Annotated in this window: 14 protein-coding genes and 1 tRNA gene; 10 read left to right on the top strand and 5 right to left on the bottom strand. The window is 71.6% G+C overall.

Annotated features, from left to right (window positions below; translation table 11 throughout):
* Positions 1-8: 8 nt before the first annotated feature.
* The gene (locus WMJ97_RS10775) at positions 9-293 is read right to left on the bottom strand and encodes a DUF3263 domain-containing protein (RefSeq protein ID WP_290727152.1); all 285 of its coding nucleotides are present in this window, start codon (positions 291-293) and stop codon (positions 9-11) included.
* Between the two features lie 337 nt (positions 294-630).
* Between WMJ97_RS10775 and manA the strand changes: the two genes are divergently transcribed.
* The 5 genes from manA to WMJ97_RS10750 all read left to right on the top strand — a co-directional run bounded on the left by manA (position 631) and on the right by WMJ97_RS10750 (position 3,666).
* The gene (gene manA, locus WMJ97_RS10770; protein ID WP_347348995.1) at positions 631-1,809 is read left to right on the top strand and encodes a mannose-6-phosphate isomerase, class I; all 1,179 of its coding nucleotides are present in this window, start codon (positions 631-633) and stop codon (positions 1,807-1,809) included.
* Between the two features lie 22 nt (positions 1,810-1,831).
* The gene (locus WMJ97_RS10765) at positions 1,832-2,392 is read left to right on the top strand and encodes a cobalt ABC transporter (RefSeq protein WP_347348994.1); all 561 of its coding nucleotides are present in this window, start codon (positions 1,832-1,834) and stop codon (positions 2,390-2,392) included.
* A gap of 22 nt (positions 2,393-2,414) precedes the next feature.
* A tRNA-Thr gene (locus WMJ97_RS10760) sits at positions 2,415-2,487 on the top strand.
* Between the two features lies 1 nt (position 2,488).
* Entirely contained in the window at positions 2,489-3,193 is a 705-nt protein-coding gene (locus WMJ97_RS10755) for a class I SAM-dependent methyltransferase (RefSeq protein ID WP_347348993.1), read from the top strand.
* Positions 3,190-3,666, top strand: coding sequence for a hypothetical protein (locus WMJ97_RS10750; RefSeq protein WP_347348992.1), 477 nt, complete (start codon positions 3,190-3,192; stop codon positions 3,664-3,666). Before WMJ97_RS10755 ends, WMJ97_RS10750 begins: the two co-directional genes overlap by 4 nt.
* 11 nt (positions 3,667-3,677) lie before the next feature.
* Here the strand turns inward: WMJ97_RS10750 and WMJ97_RS10745 are convergent, their stop codons facing one another.
* The 3 genes from WMJ97_RS10745 to WMJ97_RS10735 all read right to left on the bottom strand — a co-directional run bounded on the left by WMJ97_RS10745 (position 3,678) and on the right by WMJ97_RS10735 (position 6,451).
* The gene (locus WMJ97_RS10745; RefSeq protein ID WP_347348991.1) at positions 3,678-4,340 is read right to left on the bottom strand and encodes a response regulator transcription factor; all 663 of its coding nucleotides are present in this window, start codon (positions 4,338-4,340) and stop codon (positions 3,678-3,680) included.
* 29 nt (positions 4,341-4,369) lie between these two features.
* A complete protein-coding gene (locus tag WMJ97_RS10740; protein ID WP_347348990.1) occupies positions 4,370-5,611 on the bottom strand; it encodes a histidine kinase in 1,242 nt (413 codons plus the stop codon).
* A gap of 135 nt (positions 5,612-5,746) precedes the next feature.
* Positions 5,747-6,451, bottom strand: coding sequence for a VTT domain-containing protein (locus tag WMJ97_RS10735; protein WP_347348989.1), 705 nt, complete (start codon positions 6,449-6,451; stop codon positions 5,747-5,749).
* Positions 6,452-6,641: 190 nt separating this feature from the next.
* Between WMJ97_RS10735 and ugpC the strand changes: the two genes are divergently transcribed.
* From ugpC to rlmB, 4 genes are all read left to right on the top strand, one after another.
* Positions 6,642-7,739 (top strand): sn-glycerol-3-phosphate ABC transporter ATP-binding protein UgpC, encoded by a 1,098-nt coding sequence (gene ugpC, locus WMJ97_RS10730; protein ID WP_347348988.1) that lies wholly within the window; start codon positions 6,642-6,644, stop codon positions 7,737-7,739.
* A 227-nt stretch (positions 7,740-7,966) separates the two neighbouring features.
* Positions 7,967-9,349, top strand: coding sequence for a DUF4032 domain-containing protein (locus WMJ97_RS10725; protein WP_347348987.1), 1,383 nt, complete (start codon positions 7,967-7,969; stop codon positions 9,347-9,349).
* 40 nt (positions 9,350-9,389) lie between these two features.
* The gene (gene cysS, locus WMJ97_RS10720; protein WP_347348986.1) at positions 9,390-10,802 is read left to right on the top strand and encodes a cysteine--tRNA ligase; all 1,413 of its coding nucleotides are present in this window, start codon (positions 9,390-9,392) and stop codon (positions 10,800-10,802) included.
* Between the two features lie 6 nt (positions 10,803-10,808).
* Complete coding sequence (rlmB, locus tag WMJ97_RS10715; protein WP_347348985.1) at positions 10,809-11,795, top strand: 23S rRNA (guanosine(2251)-2'-O)-methyltransferase RlmB; 987 nt, start codon at positions 10,809-10,811, stop codon at positions 11,793-11,795.
* Positions 11,796-11,925: 130 nt separating this feature from the next.
* Here rlmB and WMJ97_RS10710 read toward each other — a convergent pair whose 3' ends face one another.
* Entirely contained in the window at positions 11,926-13,218 is a 1,293-nt protein-coding gene (locus WMJ97_RS10710; RefSeq protein WP_347348984.1) for a S49 family peptidase, read from the bottom strand.
* A gap of 174 nt (positions 13,219-13,392) precedes the next feature.
* Between WMJ97_RS10710 and WMJ97_RS10705 the strand changes: the two genes are divergently transcribed.
* Positions 13,393-14,796: glycine hydroxymethyltransferase (locus WMJ97_RS10705; protein ID WP_347348983.1), on the top strand; the 1,404-nt coding region annotated here is incomplete at its 3' end.

The following is a 14,796-nucleotide window of genomic DNA, read 5'->3' as shown; positions in this document are numbered from 1 at the left end:
CGGAACCGCTACACGTTCGCGCGAACGGTGAGGTGCCTCGCCGAGCGGCTCTCCTGCCGCCGCTGACGCAGCCGCCGCAGCCGCTTCACCAGGAGCGGGGCGTAGGCGAGGGCCTCAGGGGCGTCCAACAGCTGATTGAGGATCTGGTAGTACCGCGGCGCTGACAGATCGAACCGCTCGCGGATCTCGGCATCTTTGCTGCCGCCCGCCTCCCACCAGGACGCCTCGAAGTCGAGGATCGCCGCGTCACGGGCGCTGAGGCCGGTCTCGGGCAGGTGCATCGCTTCGGACATGTTCGCATGCTAGCCGCGAATCACAGCCTTGTCATTCATCGAGCATTTCCCCGGTGTTGTGCGCCTGACAGGCGGCGACACCCCCGGCCGCCCCGAGCGGCGTATACCCGCAGCCCCGAGGACGCCGGCCGCGGCGCCCCCATCGCCTCGCGAGGGCGCCACTCCCCTTCCGGAATGGGTCTCCTGACCGATCGAATTCGACTCCGGTCACCGCAAATACCTCCCAAGGATGAGAGAGGTCACCCCGATGAGCGACCGCCTCGGGTGGGCCTTTCCACGGCGTCCCTCTACACTGGCGGCTGCCAGTAAACGCCAATTCCGAAAAGGGCCGCGACGTATGGAGGAAATCCGAGGCACGGTGATGCATTACCCGTGGGGAACCACGGATGAGATCCCCCAGATCCTGGGCATCCCGGCCGACGGGCGACCCTATGCGGAGTACTGGCTGGGCGCGCACCTGCTCGGCACCGCCACCGTCGGCGACCGCCGGCTGGACGAGTTGGTGGCCGCCGAGCCGGCCCTCCTGGGGGACGCCGCCGCCTTCGGCCGTCTCCCCTACCTGATGAAGCTGCTGAGCGCCCGCAAGCCCCTGTCGCTGCAGGCACACCCGTCGCGCGAGAAGGCCGAGGAGGGGTTCGCGCGCGAGAACGCCGACGACATCCCGGTCGACGACCCGGTCCGCACCTACCGCGACGACTGGCCGAAGCCCGAGCTGATGGTTGCGCTGCACGAGCCGTTCCACACGCTCGTCGGCTTCCGGCGCCCGGCGCAGACGGCCGCGCTCTTCCGGGCGCTCGGCGTCCCCGACCTGGTCTTGGACGTGATCGCCCCCCTCGTCTTCCGCAGCGGCGCCGCCGGAACCGAGGAGGTCTTCCTCGACGTGCTCGGCATGTCGGGCGACCGGCTCGACGTGGTGAACCATGTGCTCGCCGCGGCGGCGAACCATCTCGACGATCCCGGCGAGCTGGGCCAGTTCGCCCGCACGACGGTCGAACTCGACGAGTCGTTCCCCGGCGACCCCGGCATCATGGCCGCCCTGCTGATGAACCGCGTCGCCCTGCAGCCGGGCGAGGCCGTCTTCATCCCGACCGGCACGCTGCACGCCCACCTGAGCGGCACGGGGGTGGAGGTGATGGCGTCGTCCGACAACATCATCCGCGGCGGCCTGACGACCAAGCACATCGCGGTCGATGAGCTCGTCTCGGTCGTCGACTTCCACGACTCGGTGCCGCAGGTGTTCACCCCCGGCGAGGAGCGTCCGGGCGTCTTCCACTACCCGACCGGTTGCCCCGAGTTCGACGTCTATCGCCTCGAGATCGGTGACGGCGCCCAGCCCGAGCTGCCTCGGGAGGGCGCGGTCCGCATCGCTTTGGCCACCGCCGGGTGCGTCGAGCTGCGGGACGCCGACGGCGTCCTCACCCTGCGCTGCGGGCAGGGCGCGTTCTTGCCCGCGTCCAACGGGCCCGTGACCGCCGTGGGGTCCGGGGAGCTGTTCCTGGCCTGCCCGGGCGCCTGACGGCGTCCGTTCAGCGGCCCCGATGGCTCCGCCGACCCTGCGCTTCGCCGACCTCGTCCGGCTGCTGACCCGCCCGTCCCGGGCGGTCGTGCTGATCGACGGCGGCTCCGGCAGCGGCAAGTCGGTCTTCGCCGGACGCCTCGCCGACGCCTGGCCGCGCGGCGTCCAGGTGGTCTCCCTCGATGCGCTCTACCCCGGCTGGGACGGCCTCGCCGCCGGCTCGGCCGCGGTGCCGGCCCTCACGCGTCCGGACGCCCCCGGCTACCGCGCCTGGGACTGGGCAGCCGCCGCACCCGGGCGTGTCGTCCCCCTCGACCCGCGCGTCGACCTGATCGTGGAGGGCTGCGGCGCGCTCACCCCCACGAACCGGCGGCTCGCGACCGCCGGCGTCTGGCTCGATCTGGACGCCTCCCAGCGACGCCTCCGCGCCCTCGCCCGCGACGGCGAGACGTTCGCCCCGCACTGGGAGCGCTGGGCCGCGCAAGAGCGGGCCCACTGGGCCGCGAACCGCCCGGCCGACCTGGCCGACGTCGTCGTCGCCGGCGAGCGGATTACGACTCGGCACCTCGATTGGGCAGAATGAACCCCAGGCCCTCGGGGCCGACGCCTCCGTAGCTCAGTTGGTAGAGCGCCCGCCTTGTAAGCGGATGGTCGCGGGTTCGAATCCTGTCGGAGGCTCGTGGATCCAGCACGTCGCAGCGGCCCCATCGACATCGGCCTGCGCGCCGCCCGCTCTCTGGGCGGCCGCGCGACGCGTCCGCGCAGCAAGTGGGCGGACGCCGTGGAGCGCGACCCGGACCACTCGCGCCGCTACATCGAACGCTTCCGGCTGCTCGCGGAGGCCGGCAACGACCTGGTCGGCGAGGCGCGGCTGGTGGACGCCGTCGTCCCGCGCGGCGCCGCGATCCTGGACGCGGGCTGCGGGCCCGGACGCCACGCCGGCTACCTGCACCGGGCCGGCCACCGCGTCGTCGGCGTCGACCTCGACCCGGTGCTGATCGAGGCCGCCGAGGCCGACGAACCCGGCCCCGACTACCGGGTCGGCGACCTGACGGACGTCGAGGTGCCGAGGCTGGCGTCCGCGGCCGAGGAGGCGAACGGCGCCGAGGGCTTCGACGCGATCCTGTGCGCCGGCAACGTGATGACGTTCCTGCACCCGGCGACGCGGCGTCCCGTGCTCGAACGGTTCGCCGGCTGGCTCGCGCCCGAGGGGCGCGCGCTGGTCGGGTTCGGCGCCGGGCGCGGCTACGGGTTCCGCGAGTTCGGGGCGGACGCCGAGGCGTCCGGGCTGGCGATCGATGGCGCGTTCTCGACGTGGGACCTGCGGCCCTTCGGCGAGGACTCGTCGTTCCTCATGGCGATGCTGGTGCGGGCGCCGCGATGATCCTGCACCCGACCGGCGGCCACGTCCGCCCGGCCCGCTACCTCGCCGTCCGGGGCGGGCTGGAGCGGTTGCTGACCCTCGCCGACAACCCGCTGGTGCTGCTGCTGGTCGCCGCGGCGGTCATGGTGGGCTGGAGCGCCTTCCCCAATACCCCGCCTTCGTTCGCGATCGCGCTCACGGTCGCCGCGCCGCTGGTCGTGCACTTCGTGGTCATGGGGGCACTCACGCACGCGCTGAAGCGGGCCGGCCGGGTCGTCCACCCGATCGCGATCACGACCCTGCTGGGCGAGGACGCCGACGACGACCCCGTCGACGACCTGCTGCGGCGGCGTCCGGCACCGCTCGACATGGCCGAGCTCGCGGACCTCGCCCTGGACGCCGAGCGGGTCTTCCACGGCGGCGCGCCCTACCCGCCGCTCGCCGTGAACGACCTGTCCGCGCGGGTGGATCGGCTCTACGAACACCTGACGTAGGCGCCGCGGACTCAGACCAGGCCGGCGTCGTGCACCTTCATCGCGACCTGGACGCGGTTGTCGACGCCGAGCTTGTAGAAGATGCGCGTCACGTACGCCTTCACCGTCGCGATGCTCATGTAGAGCTCCCCGGCGATCTCGCCGTTCGACTTGCCCTGGCCGATCGCGACCGCCACCTCGTGTTCGCGCTCGGTGAGCCCCGCGAGCTGGGTCTTGGCCTTCTCCGCCCGCCCGTCGCCGGCGGTCTTCGTCGCGACGGCGACGACCTGCTGGATGACGCTCGGCGACAGCGTGGTCTCGCCGGCGTCCACGGCGCGGATCGCCTCGACCATCTTGTCGGGTGGGGTGTCTTTCAGCAGGAAGCCGGACGCCCCGGCCTGCAGCGCCTTCAGCACCATGTCGTCGGAGTCGAACGTCGTCAGGACGACGATCTTCGGGGCGTCCGGCTGGGCGAGCACTTCGGCGGTGGCCGCGATGCCGTCCTTGACGGGCATCCGGATGTCCATCAGGACGATGTCCGGACGCTTCTGCGCCACCAGCGCCACCGCGTCCGCCCCGTCGTGCGCCTCGCCGACGACCTCCAGGTCGGACGCGCCGCCCAGAATGAGTCCCAGCCCGGTGCGCACCAGCGGGTCGTCGTCCACGATCACGAGCCGGATCTTCTGGTCGGTCATGGGTCCGTCCTTCCTTGTCGTTTCACGAATCAGTGCCACGGGAGCCACACGTCCACCACGAACCGACCGCCGCGCTCCCCCGCGTCACAGCGGCCGCCGAGCATCTGGGCCCGCTCGGAGATCCCGACGAGCCCGAGCCGGGCCCCCGGCACCCCAGCCCCGCCGCCCGCCCCGCCCACGACGGTGATCGGGTTCGCGACCCGGATCGACACCCCGTCGCGCGGCGACCCGGCCAGCCGCACCTCGACGGTCGCGTACGGGGCGTGCTTGCGGGCGTTCGTCAGGCACTCCTGCAGGATTCTGTAGCTGTGCCGCGACGTGAGCTGCGGGACGGCCGCGGCGTCCAAGAATTGGTCGATCTCGATGCGCTGCCCGAACCCGCGGGCCTCCTCCAGCAGGCGCGGCAGCAGCACGAGCGTGGGCTGCGGGGCCGCGGGGGCGGCGTCCGGGGACGGAACCTCGCGCAGCGTCGACAAGACGCTGCGCAGCTCCGTGAGCGAGGCATGCGCGTTCTCCTGGATGATCTGGGCGATCGACCGCGTCTCCTCGGCGCTCAGGTCGGTGCGGTACGCCAGGACGCCCGCGTGCATCGAGACCAGCGAGATGCGGTGGGCCAGCACGTCGTGCATCTCGCGCGCGATGCGGTTGCGCTCGGCCAGGACGGCGTACTCACGCTCGGCCTCGGCCAGCTCGGCGGCCATCGCGACCTCGGCCTGCCGGTCCTGCCGGACGCCGTGGTACATCCCGATCAGAGCGAAGACCACGATCGTGACGAGGGACACCAGGACGCTCTCGATCGGGCTGGTGTTCGCCCCCTCGTTGACGCGCCACGGCACGAAGCGCGTCGACAGGCCCGCGGCGATGCTGACCAGCACCGCGCCGACGATGCGCCGCATGTCGCGGCGCGAGCACAGCGACAGGAACGCCCAGACGCCCACGAAGGTGATCGAGTTCGAGAAGATGGACGCCACCTCGGTCGCCAGGAACACCGCGAGCGGCCAGCGCCGCCGCAGGTGGATGAGGCACGTGCCGGCGAACCCGAGCGCCAGGTCGGCATAGATGGCGGGCGCCGGCCACAGCTCGCCCGGCATGCCGCTCATCGCGTCCCGCACGATCTCGGGCGCGACGACCATCGTCACTTGGGCCGAGGCGATGACCGCGTACCCCGCGATCGCGAGCACGTAGCGCCACGCCAGCCCCAGCCCGTCCAACGGTGGGGGCGGGAACCGGGCGGGCTCGAACAGCCGCCTCATCTTCTCGCCGACACTCACGGGCGTCAGCCTAGGACGGCGCGGCGTCGCCTCCGCAGCGACCCGGGTCGCGAACCGGGCGACTTTGGTCGGCGGGCGTCCAGACCGGCGCCGCGGGCGTCCGGCCGCGCCGGAACACGGCCGAGGGACGCCGCGTCAGCCCTTGCGGCGTCCCCGCCACCACCACACGGCCAGCATGCCGACGATGATGGCGATGGAGACGTACCACAGGTAGCGGCCGTAGGCGTCGATGAGTTGGACGGCCGGCTCGCCGATCCAGTAGCCGAGGGCCATGTAGAGCCCGGACAGGCCCAGCGACGACAGGGCGCACACGATCAGGAACTTCGACAGGCGCGTGCCCGCCGCGCCGAGCGCCGCGTACACCACCCCGGACGGCAGCGGGATCGGCAGGAACGTCAGGACGATCGCGAGCGTCTCGTAGCGGTGCGCCAGCCCCCAGGCGCGGTCGTAGCGACGCCGCGTCCGCTCTGAGTGCCCGGACGCCCACACATCCACGATGCTGCGCCCCCACAGCTTGCCGGCCCACCAGAAGATCCAGTCGAACTTCATCGCCATGAGCGACCCGAGCACGAGCACGAGCGGCCACCACGGGTTGCCCACGGACGCCAGGGCGCCGGTCATCACGAGCCCCGTGCGGTACCCGAGCGACCCCAGCACGAGCGGCGCGAGGCCCAGCATCACCGGACGCAGCGGCAGCATCACGAGCCCGTAGATCCCCGAGAAGCCGAGGAAGCTCATGCAGGTCAGGTCAGCCTTCGACGGCTTCTGCCGCCAGGGCAGCGACGGGTCGTCCCACCACTCCTTGTCGGCCTCCGCGCTGGGGGTCTGCTCGCCGCTCACCCGCCCGAGCGTACCGGGCCGCACCCGCGCTGGCCGGGAGGGCCCCGGCCATCGCGGCCCCCGATTGTCGGATTCGGCTGACAGAAAAACGCTCCCCGTGTTCTAATGGGCGGAGGACTACAACTCAATGAAGTCCCTCTCCACTACGGATCGTCGGGCACGTACCTGCCCGTGGAAAGGAATGTGTGGCATGGCCACTGTGCAATTCAAGGACGCCTCGCGCGTGTACCCCGGGGCCGATCATCCGGCCGTCGACAAGCTGAATCTGGACATCGGCGACGGGGAATTCATGGTTCTCGTCGGGCCGTCCGGCTGCGGCAAGTCCACCTCGCTCCGCATGCTCGCGGGGTTGGAGGAAATCAACTCGGGTTCGATCTACATCGGTGACACCGATGTCACGAACCTCCCCCCGAAGGATCGCGACATCGCGATGGTCTTCCAGAACTACGCCCTCTACCCGCACATGACGGTGGCGGACAACATGGGCTTCGCGCTCAAGATGCAGGGCGTCTCCAAGGCCGATCGCGAGAAGCGGGTCGCCGAGGCGGCCAAGCTGCTCGGCCTGGAAGACTTCCTCAACCGCAAGCCGAAGGCGCTGTCCGGCGGCCAGCGGCAGCGCGTCGCGATGGGGCGGGCGATCGTCCGGCAGCCGCAGGTGTTCCTCATGGATGAGCCGCTGTCGAACCTCGACGCCAAGCTGCGCGTCTCCACGCGTACGCAGATCGCCGCCCTGCAGCAGCGGCTGGGCGTCACCACCGTCTACGTGACCCACGACCAGGTCGAGGCCATGACGATGGGCGACCGCGTCGCGGTCATGAAGGACGGCCTCCTGCAGCAGGTGGCCAGCCCGCTCGAGCTGTACGACACCCCGAAGAACATCTTCGTCGCGGGCTTCATCGGCTCCCCGGCCATGAACCTGATCCGCGGCCGCGTGGTCGAGGGGGGCGTCCAGGTCGGCGACTACGTCGTCCCGGTGGCCCGCGAGGTGCTCGACCGCGCGAACGGCGAAGACACGCTGACCGTCGGCATCCGGCCGGAGCACTTCACCCTCGCGACCGACGGCCAGGGCGTCGGAGTCGACGTGGCCGTCGTCGAGGAGCTGGGGGCGGATTCGTACCTGTACGGCACGCTCGCCGGCCTCTCCGACGATGAGAGGCTGCAGGCGCCGCAGATCGTCGCCCGCATCGGCGCTCGTCAGCCCCTCGATCGCAGCCAGGTCGTGCGCCTGGCCCCGATCCCGGAGAACACGCACGTGTTCTCCAACGCGACGGGTGAGCGCATCAGCTGACGCTTCGGGCAACCGACGCCGAGAAGGGGTGGGACGCGCCGCGTCCCACCCCTTCGTGCGTCCCGGTTCGCGCGTCTCCGGTACGACCGGTTCTTGCTCATGCGCGGCCGGTCCCCGGGCGGACGCCGCCGGGCGGCGTGGGCGGCGTCCGGCCAGGAGGACCGCGGCCAGGCGGGCCTTGGGCCCCTGACCAGCGTTTTGTCAGCCCGGGGTGCGACAATGGCGCAATGCCACGTTTCCTCTCGGCGAAGCCGGATTCCCGGCTCATCCCCCTCCCGTGGGACGTTCCGCTCGACCAATGGCCCACCGAGCACCTCGTCGCGCTGCCGCGCGGCATCTCCCGGCACGTCGTCCGGTTCGTCCGGGTGGGTGAGGAGGTGTACGCGGCGAAGGAAATCATCGAGTCGGTGGCCTTCCACGAGTACCGGATGCTGCAGGATCTGAGCCGCCTCAACACCCCGGCCGTCGAGCCGCTCGCCGTCGTGACGGGTCGCGCCGACCCGAGCGGCAAGCCGCTCGACCCGGTCCTGCTGACCCGGCACCTGGAGTTCTCGCTCCCCTACCGGTCGCTGTTCTTCTCCGGCGTCCGGCAAGACACGGTGTCGCGCCTGCTGGACGCCATGGTCGTGCTGCTCGCACGGCTGCACCTCATCGGGTTCCTGTGGGGCGACGTGTCGCTGTCGAACATCCTGTTCCGGCGCGACGCGGGCGCGTTCGCCGCGTACCTGGTGGACGCCGAGACCGCCGAGTTGCACACGCGGCTCACCGACGGCCAACGGGCGCACGACATCGACATCGCGATCGTGAACCTGTTCGGGGAGTTCTCCGACCTCGAGGCGGGGCGCCTGCTGGATGAGTCCCTCGACCCCGAAGACCTGGTGCACCAGATCGAGACCCGGTACCACGCGCTTTGGCACGAGCTGACCGGCCCCGAGGAGTTCTCGGCCGGCGAGCTGTACCGCATCGAGGACCGGGTGCGCCGCCTGAACAGCCTCGGGTTCGACGTCGCCGAGCTCGACATCAACACGGCGGCCGACGGCTCCACCGTGCAGATCCAGCCGAAGGTGGTCGACGCGGGGCATCACTCCCGGCGGCTGATGCGCCTGACCGGCCTCGACACGGAGGAGAACCAGGCCCGCCGCCTGCTCAACGACCTCGACACGTTCCGGGCGCGCACGAACCAGCAACACGTCGACGAGGCGATCGTCGCCCACCAGTGGCTGACCCAGGTGTTCGAGCCGGTCGTCACCGCGGTCCCGGCCGACCTGACCGGCAAGCGCGATCCGGCGCAGATCTTCCACGAGGTGCTCGACTACCGCTGGTACGCGTCCCAGCGCGAGCAGCGCGAGGTGCCGCTGACCGAGGCCGTGCACGGCTACATCCGCGACGTGCTCACGGCCCTGCCCGACGAGGCGATGAGCCCCGACACCCTCCTTCCTCTCGACGACACCCGGCACCTGCAGAACCCGTTCGACCCCTCCGAGGGCTACGAGGACGACGAAGCGCCGCCCTACGACCCCTGGGAGGCGGATGCACTCGACCCCGACACCGAGTCGCTCCCCGCCGTGCTGGACATCGAGGCGCTGCGCCGCAAGGCCGCGGGCGATTGACACGGTGGGCCGGCTCTGGCACGGCCGATAGGATGGCCGGGTGACTTTTCAGCTGTATGACACCATGTCCCGCTCGATTCGGGAGTTCCGGCCGCTCGTGCCCGGCGCGGTGTCGATGTACTCCTGCGGCCCGACCGTGCAGGGCGCGCCGCACCTGGGGCACGTCCGCAAGGAGGTCAACGTCGACGTCCTGAGGCGCTGGCTCGAGTACTCGGGCTACGAGGTGACGCTCGTCTCAAACATCACCGACATCGACGACAAGATCCTGGAGAAGTCGGCCGAGGCCGGCACTCCCTGGTGGGCGCACGCCTACCACTTCGAGCACGTGTTCCATCGCGCGTTCGACGCGCTCGGCGTCCGGAGGCCGACGTACGAGCCGCGCGCGACCGGGCACATCCCCGACATGATCGCGCTCGTCGCCGAGCTCATCGACCTCGGGCACGCCTACGTGGGTGAGGACGCCGCGGGCGACGTCTACTTCGACGTCGCCTCCTGGCCCGACTACGGCAAGCTGTCGGGTCAGCGGGTCGCCGACATGGCCCCGGCCGAAGACGCCGATCCGCGCGGCAAGCGCGACCCCCGCGACTTCGCGCTGTGGAAGGCGGCGAAGCCCGGCGAGCCGGAGACGGCGTCCTGGGATTCGCCGTGGGGCCGCGGGCGTCCGGGCTGGCACCTGGAGTGCTCGGCGATGTCGGGCCGGTACCTCGGCCCGGCGTTCGACATCCACGGAGGCGGGCTCGACCTGCGCTTCCCGCACCACGAGAACGAGTTGGCGCAGTCCACCGCGGTGGGGCGTCCGTTCGCGCAGTACTGGATGCACAACGCGTGGGTCACGCTGGCGGGCGAGAAGATGAGCAAGTCGCTCGGCAACACGGCCGACGTGTTCGAGGCGACCCGCACGTACGGGGGCCGCGCCATCCGGCTCTACCTGGCCGGGCCGCACTACCGCTCGATGATCGAGCTGTCCGACTCCTCGCTGGAGGAGGCGGCGGCCCAGCTCGCGCGCGTCGACTCGTTCCTGGGCCGGGCGCAGTCGGAGCTGGGCGACTGGGACGGGTCGCTCGCGGTGCCGGACGCCTTCGCCGACGCCATGAACGACGACCTCGGCACCCCCGGCGCGCTCGCCGTCCTGTTCTCGACGATCCGTGAGGGCAACAGCGCGCTGGGCTCCGGCGACCGTGAGGCCGCGCTCGCGGCCCGCTCGGCGGTGCGCAGCATGCTGACGGTGTTCGGCCTCGACCCAGACGACCCGGCGTGGGCGACCGAGCGGCCGGCGTCCGACGATCTGTCCGGCGTGGTCGACTCGCTGGTGCGCACCCTGCTCGACCAGCGCGCAGACGCCCGCGCCCGCAAGGACTGGGCGACGGCCGACGCGATCCGCGACTCGCTCGCGGGGTCGGGCCTGAAGATCACCGACACCAAAGACGGCGCTCGCTGGAGCCTGGAGAAGTAGGAGACCATGCCGGGAAACAGCCAACGCAAGGGGGCCGTGCGCAAGCGCGGCAAGGGCATCGGCCAGGGCCGCACGGCCGGGTCGGGCGGCCGCGTCCGCAAGGGGCTCGAGGGCAAGGGCCCGACGCCGAAGGCGGAGGATCGCCCATACCACAAGGCCTATCGCAAGCGCGGGGCGAACGAGCCGGGCAAGTCCGGCGGGTCGGGGCGCGGCCCATCGAGGCGGACGCCGCAGCGGCGGTCCGGCAGCCCCGGTGCCGAGTGGGTCATCGGCCGCAACCCGGTGTACGAGGCGCTGCAGGCGGGCCTGCCCGTCCGGCGGGCCTACCTCGCCGAGGGCGTCGAACGCGACTCGCGGCTCTCCGACATCCTGAAGCTGGCCGCCGAGCGCGGCGTGCCGCTGCTGCAGGCGTCCCGGCCCGAGCTGGACCGGCTGACGTCGGGCGCCGTGCACCAGGGCGTCGCGCTGCAGTTGCCCGAGTACGAGTACGCGCACCCGAACGACCTGCTCGACGCAGCGGGCGACGCCGACGCGCCCCTGGTCGTCGCGCTCGACGGGGTCACCGACCCCCGCAACCTGGGGGCGATCATCCGCTCGGCGGCCGCGTTCGGCGCGCTGGGCGTGATCGTGCCGGAGCGGCGGTCGGCGCACATGACCGCGACGGCCTGGAAGGCGTCCGCAGGGGCGGCCGCCCGCGTCCCGGTCGCGCTGGCGGGCAACCTGAACCGCGTCCTGAAGGACTACGCCGAGGCCGGGTTCCAGGTCGTCGGGCTCGCGGGCGAGGGCGAGACCGACATCGCCGGCGTCCCGGGGGCCGACGGGCCCGTGCTGCTGGTCGTCGGCAGCGAAGGCGAGGGGCTGGCCCGGCTGGTCCGGGAGAACTGCGACGTGTTGGCGTCCATCCCGATCGGCGCCGAGACCGAGTCCCTCAACGCGTCCGTCGCCGCCGCGATCGCGCTGTACGAGCTGTCGCGGGCGCGCGAGGCGTCCTAGGAACTAGAAACCAGACGGCGTCCGCACGCGACGCCCCCGAAGCCACGACGCCCCCCGGCTCAGGCCGGGGGGCGTCGGGTCTTCACGGCCGTTCGGCGGGGGGACCATCCCGTCGAGCGGCCGGAGGCGCTCAGCCGCAGACCGAGGCGAGGCTGCCGCTGAACGCCAGCGGCGTCCGCTGGGAGGTGCACAGCGTGCTCGTCGCGCGCGCCGGCTGACCCCCCTCGGGCTTCGCCGCCGGGGCCTGGCCGTAGACGCGGGCCTCCGCGCCGAACAACTGCGCCCACATGCCCGGCGGCTCGGACTCGACGACCTTCGTCCCGTTCGGGTCGACGCCCGCCTGCGTCGCGAAGTCGCGGAAGGCCTCGTCGCGGCCCATCGTGGCGTCGATGAGGCGGTTCTCCTGGGCTCGCTTGGTGTCGAACATGTAGGCGCCGTAGGTGTTCTTGATCGTCTCGGCGGGGATGTTGCGGTGCCGCGCCACCCAGTTCACGAAGTTGTCGTACTCGTTGGCGAGGCCGGTGGTGTAGTTGTCGCGCTCCTCCTGCGTCATGGCGCGCCAGGCGTTGCCGAAGTCCTTGCCCTTGCCCTGGGTGAGGTATTCGCTGCTGATGCCCCCGTTCGTCGTCACGCCCGACTCGACGAGCGTTCCGGTCGTCGCCCGGACGTCCCGGTACTGCAGGAACGGCCCCATGATGATGCCGATGCTGCCGACGAGCGAGCCGTGGTCGGCGACGATGCGGTCGGCGCCCGCCATCGCGTACATACCGCCGGACGCCGACAGCCCCTCGACGTACACAAACGCCTTCTTGCCGGTGCGCTGCTTGTAGCGGTCGATGGCGTCCGCGATCGCGCGCGAGCCGTTCACCGTGCCGCCGGGGGTGTTGAACAGCAGGACGAGCCCGTCGGCATCACTGGCCGTCAGCTTGTCGATCGCCTGCGCGGTCTCGTAGCCGTAGGTGCTGGTCTGGAGCAGGCTGCCGGTGTCCCCCTCGCCCATGATCGCCCCCGACACGCGCATGGCCCGCAGCGTGTGCGCCGCCCCCTGGGCACCCCAGATGACCTTGTCGGGCTGGAGGCGCGTCTGGTTCGCGCCCGCGAACGCCGACGCGGCGCCGGCCATCATGATCGAGGTCAGCAGCGACCCGATCAGCCCGAGCACCAGCATGATGCCGCCGAACCCGAGGCCGGCGCCGGCGCCCAGCCCGAACCCCCGGCGGAACGCCCCCTTCTGCTGCGGGGGCTGGGGCGGTGCGAAAGAGCCCGGGTAGGCGGGCGGGCGGGGCCCGGACGCCTGCGGTTGCGGCTGGGCGGTGGGCTGGGCGGGCCGCGACGGCGGAGCCGCGGGCTGCGAAGCCTCCGGCTGGGGACCCGGCCGGACGGCGTCCGGACGAGGGGCGTCGGGACTGGCGTTCTCGCTCATAAGGGTTCCTTCCCTGGTGGTCGTCACCGACCCTATCCAGCCGTTCGTCGGCCGGCGACGGCCGACTGGCTCGACCAAAGGCGACCCCCGGACGCCCACGAGACCGACCCCGGGCGCTCCCTGTCGGAGCGAACCGATAGATTGGGGACCGTCCCGACCCAAGGAGTCATTCCCGTGAGCGACCTCGCCGCCACCGCATCCAACGCGTACACCCAGGCCCTGTCCGTCATCGCGAGCGTCGAGCCGCGCATCAGCGACGCGATCCGCGCCGAGCTCTCCGACCAGCGGGGCTCGCTGAAGCTCATCGCGTCCGAGAACTACGCGTCGCTGGCGACGCTGCTGACGATGGGCAACTGGCTCTCCGACAAGTACGCCGAGGGCACCATCGGCCACCGCTTCTACGCCGGCTGCCAGAACGTCGACACCGTCGAGAGCGTCGCCGCCGAGCACGCGCGCGAGCTGTTCGGGGCCGAGTACGCCTACGTCCAGCCGCACTCGGGCATCGACGCGAACCTGGTCGCCTACTGGGCGATCCTCAACAAGCGCGTCGAGTCGCCGACGCTGCAGCGCCTCGGCGCGAAGACCGTCAACGACCTCTCGCACGAAGACTGGGAGGCGCTGCGCCACGAATTCAACGCCCAGCGCGTCATGGGCATGAGCCTCGACGCGGGCGGCCACCTCACCCACGGCTTCCGGCACAACATCTCCGGCAAGATGTTCGAGCAGCACAGCTACGGCACGAACCCCGAGACGGGCCTCGTCGACTACGACCAGCTGCTCGCCGACGCGAAGGAGTTCCGTCCGCTCATCATCGTCGCCGGGTACTCGGCGTACCCGCGGCGGCTCAACTTCGCGAAGATGCGCGAGATCGCGGACGCCGTGGGCGCGACCCTGTTCGTCGACATGGCCCACTTCGCGGGCCTGGTCGCCGGCGGCGTGTTCACGGGCGAGGAGAACCCGGTCGGCTACGCCGACGTCATCGCCTCCACCACGCATAAGAGCCTGCGCGGGCCGCGCGGCGGGTTCCTGCTGTCGACGCCCGAATACGCGGAGTTCATCGACAAGGGCTGCCCCATGGTGCTCGGGGGGCCGCTGTCGCACGTGATGGCCGCCAAGGCCGTGGCGTTCGCGGAGGCGCGGCAGGCGTCCTTCCGCGACTACGCGCAGGCGGTCGCCGACAACGCGAATGCACTGGCGGAGGGCCTGCAGAAGCGCGGCGTGAAGCTCGTCACCGACGGCACCGACAACCACCTGTGCCTGCTCGACGTGACGACGTCGTTCGGGCTGACCGGCCGCCAGGCCGAGTCGGCGCTGCTCGACTCGGGCGTCGTGACGAACCGCAACTCGATCCCCCACGACCCGAACGGCGCCTGGTACACGTCGGGCATCCGGGTGGGCACGCCGGCGCTGACGTCGCGCGGGCTCGGGGCCGACGAGTTCGACCAGGTGGCCGAGTTGATCACCGGCGTCCTGAAGAACACCACGCCGGTCACGGCGTCCACCGGCAAGCCGGGCAAGGCGAAGTACACGATCGCCGACGGCGTCGCCGAGCGCACGCACGGTGCCGCCGACGAGCTG

The sequence above is a fragment of the Nigerium sp. genome (genome assembly GCF_039811905.1).
GTDB lineage: Bacteria > Actinomycetota > Actinomycetes > Propionibacteriales > Propionibacteriaceae > Propioniciclava.
Note: the sequence above shows the minus strand (reverse complement) of the source record. Positions and strands in the feature narration are given on the sequence as shown.

What these genes read in the sequence shown, in the direction of transcription:
- WMJ97_RS10745 (WP_347348991.1), bottom strand. Translation starts at nt 4,340, where the DNA reads ATGACCGACCAGAAGATCCGGCTCGTGATCGTGGACGACGACCCGCTG.
- rlmB (WP_347348985.1), top strand. Translation starts at nt 10,809, where the DNA reads ATGCCGGGAAACAGCCAACGCAAGGGGGCCGTGCGCAAGCGCGGCAAG.
- WMJ97_RS10775 (WP_290727152.1), bottom strand. Translation starts at nt 293, where the DNA reads ATGTCCGAAGCGATGCACCTGCCCGAGACCGGCCTCAGCGCCCGTGAC.
- WMJ97_RS10725 (WP_347348987.1), top strand. Translation starts at nt 7,967, where the DNA reads ATGCCACGTTTCCTCTCGGCGAAGCCGGATTCCCGGCTCATCCCCCTC.
- WMJ97_RS10765 (WP_347348994.1), top strand. Translation starts at nt 1,832, where the DNA reads ATGGCTCCGCCGACCCTGCGCTTCGCCGACCTCGTCCGGCTGCTGACC.
- manA (WP_347348995.1), top strand. Translation starts at nt 631, where the DNA reads ATGGAGGAAATCCGAGGCACGGTGATGCATTACCCGTGGGGAACCACG.
- WMJ97_RS10750 (WP_347348992.1), top strand. Translation starts at nt 3,190, where the DNA reads ATGATCCTGCACCCGACCGGCGGCCACGTCCGCCCGGCCCGCTACCTC.
- ugpC (WP_347348988.1), top strand. Translation starts at nt 6,642, where the DNA reads ATGGCCACTGTGCAATTCAAGGACGCCTCGCGCGTGTACCCCGGGGCC.
- WMJ97_RS10710 (WP_347348984.1), bottom strand. Translation starts at nt 13,218, where the DNA reads ATGAGCGAGAACGCCAGTCCCGACGCCCCTCGTCCGGACGCCGTCCGG.